Origin of the sequence: Bacillus sp. S4, from assembly GCF_040838205.1 — a bacterium.
Taxonomy (GTDB): Bacteria; Bacillota; Bacilli; order Bacillales; family Bacillaceae_G; genus Bacillus_A; species Bacillus_A cereus_U.
Genome location: NZ_JBFPJI010000420.1, coordinates 1 through 2,488 on the forward strand (window position 1 = coordinate 1; position 2,488 = coordinate 2,488).

The following is a 2,488-nucleotide window of genomic DNA, read 5'->3' on the forward strand; positions in this document are numbered from 1 at the left end:
CTTCTATCCTCTGTTTTACAACACCTAAAAAAAAATAAGAATCTTCTACTTCTTTTCTTTTTTTAACCTGCTAAAATACAAACTATGAATTAATTATTCGCACTTATACATTAAGGGGGAAAAATAATGAAATATGATTTAGAAAAAAACAAGCCCTATTATGCAGTTATATTCACTTCTAACCTATCAAATGATACAACAGATTATAGTAACGTTTCCGAAAAAATGGATGACCTTGCGAAACAGCAACCTGGATTTTTAGGTGTCGAAAGCGCACGTGATAATTCTGGACTCGGAATTACAATTTCTTATTGGGAGTCACTTGAAGCAATTGAAAATTGGAAAAGGAACGCCTTACATAAAGAAGCGAAAAAAAGAGGCCGTGAGCAATGGTATGAAAACTTCCATCTGCGTATCTGCCTTGTTGAGAAAGAATATAAGTTTCATAGAGGTACATTGTAACTATGAAGAAAAAATCAGCTCTCGTTGTTGTTCATGAAATATACGGTGTAAATGATCATATGCAGCACGTTATAGACCGCTTCACTTCATCTCATATAGATGTATTTTGTCCTAACCTTCTACAATTACAACATGCATTTCATTATAGTGATGAAGAAAAAGCATATCAGCATTTTATGAATCACATTGGATTTGATGATGGAAAAGAGCAAATTGAAGAACTCATTACTAACCTTTCCTGTAGTTACACACATATTGGACTTATCGGTTTTAGCGTTGGAGCGACAATTGTTTGGCTCTGTAGTAACAATTCAAAAATAGATTTTATCATTGGGTGTTACGGTTCCCGTATACGTGACTATATTCATATTAAACCTACATGTGCTACCTTACTTATTTTTCCTGAACAAGAAGCTAGTTTTTCAGTATCCTCTTTAATCCAAACATTGCAGCAACAAAATAATCCTTTATTAGAAATAAATCAACTACACGGTGAACATGGATTTTTAAATCCGTACACTGAAAAATATAACGAGCACTCTACAAAGCAAGCATACAACCTAATAGATTCGTTTCTTACGCAAACAATATTATAAAGGAGTTTGACATGTCACTAACATTACTATTGCTCATATTCATAATAATTCCCTTCATTTCAGCATTAGCTCTCATTTTTATGACAATTAAAAAAGGAACTTTTTTAACACGACCCTACTTACAATCATTCATCGTATGTGCTCTATTTTTTGCGAATTGGATATTATATTTAACAAATTTTTATTCATTACTACCTGAGAAAGTTAGTCGATTTATGTTTCTACCTATTTGGTTTTTCCTTTGCATTTTAGGCTTTATCGTTTTCGCACGCGAATGGAAGAACAATCGTATTTTTTCCATCTCTATCGGTTTTCTTTCTTTTATCCCGCATTAACGGGCAGTAAGACTCCCACCTCAAAATTCGGCTGAAGCAAAGAAGTTAGGTGAGAGATTAACTGCCCGTAAACGCCCGATTGGTTCAACTAATAATCAGTGGGGGATGAACCCCCCCACTGATTAAAGTTTCACTTTATTAGTTTTCTATTTGGATTATTGTTTTTAGTTCTTTCGGGAATGTGACTGTGAAATGGTAGTAAAAACCTAATCACTTTATTTCATTAACAGCTTTGACCTGAACTTGGTATAATACCAAGTTCGGGTCTTTTAATTTCTCCTTAATTTTTATGTAATTATTATATCTCATCTATTTTACACTCTCTTCTTGAAATCATTCCACAATCTTTTCAACTTAGAAATTCATAGTACTAAAGAATTGTTCAGCTGCTTCATTCTCCTCAATATACTTTTGAAGTCGTATATTCATGATCCCCATATAATCATACCAATTTTAATCAATTCATTAATCATTTTTTAACAATTGAACTATCTTATCTTAAACAAATTGAAACTATATGGCATTTTCTTAATGATTGTAAAACCATTGTAAAAATTATAAATCTTTATATCTTATTATTTACACATAGAGTTAAACGGATTATTCTCTTTATTGAGAAGGCCCCTCAATAATAAAATAACAGGGAGGAAAACATGAAAACAAAAATTTTTTCTATTATTACAGCTTTAACTTTAATGACATGTTTCGCTATACCAACATTAGCAGCATCTAGTAGTTACAGTTTTAAAATGGACTATCGAGTGGTGGATGGTAGTAAAAACAAACAGTTCCACACACTGTCTAAAGGAAGTGTATATATCAATGGCAGCGCATATGTATATTCTACTGATGGAGGAGCGATGGGACCTTACGATGTAAAATATACTCTGTACAGATCTGCATGGGGTTCGGACCCTAGTTATGGAACAGTTAATGGCGGCATAAATAAATCTTTCTCTGGTGCATACAATGTTGATACAAATTCAAATGAATACTACTTATTTATTTGGAAAACAAATGACGATGGACAGAATGTAAAAGGGAACGGAAAAATATCTAATTAAAATATTGCTACTAAACTATGATGTCTAATAA

General features: G+C 32.4%; 4 protein-coding genes. All 4 read left to right on the forward strand.

Annotated features, from left to right (window positions below):
• Window positions 1-126: 126 nt before the first annotated feature.
• The 4 genes from AB3X48_RS21035 (at window position 127) to AB3X48_RS21050 (ending at window position 2,457) form a co-directional block, all read left to right on the forward strand.
• Window positions 127-462, forward strand: a complete 336-nt coding sequence (locus AB3X48_RS21035; protein ID WP_016104431.1) for an antibiotic biosynthesis monooxygenase family protein — start codon at window positions 127-129, stop codon at window positions 460-462.
• 2 nt (window positions 463-464) lie between these two features.
• Window positions 465-1,058 (forward strand): dienelactone hydrolase family protein, encoded by a 594-nt coding sequence (locus AB3X48_RS21040; protein ID WP_016104430.1) that lies wholly within the window; start codon window positions 465-467, stop codon window positions 1,056-1,058.
• A gap of 11 nt (window positions 1,059-1,069) precedes the next feature.
• Window positions 1,070-1,393, forward strand: coding sequence for a hypothetical protein (locus AB3X48_RS21045; RefSeq protein WP_016104429.1), 324 nt, complete (start codon window positions 1,070-1,072; stop codon window positions 1,391-1,393).
• Window positions 1,394-2,046: 653 nt separating this feature from the next.
• Entirely contained in the window at window positions 2,047-2,457 is a 411-nt protein-coding gene (locus tag AB3X48_RS21050) for a hypothetical protein (RefSeq protein ID WP_002011979.1), read from the forward strand.
• Window positions 2,458-2,488 lie beyond the last annotated feature (31 nt).

Bases quoted from the DNA above. Each gene is read 5' to 3' on its own strand.
- AB3X48_RS21045 (WP_016104429.1), top strand. From the start codon at position 1,070: ATGTCACTAACATTACTATTGCTCATATTCATAATAATTCCCTTCATT.
- AB3X48_RS21050 (WP_002011979.1), top strand. From the start codon at position 2,047: ATGAAAACAAAAATTTTTTCTATTATTACAGCTTTAACTTTAATGACA.
- AB3X48_RS21040 (WP_016104430.1), top strand. From the start codon at position 465: ATGAAGAAAAAATCAGCTCTCGTTGTTGTTCATGAAATATACGGTGTA.
- AB3X48_RS21035 (WP_016104431.1), top strand. From the start codon at position 127: ATGAAATATGATTTAGAAAAAAACAAGCCCTATTATGCAGTTATATTC.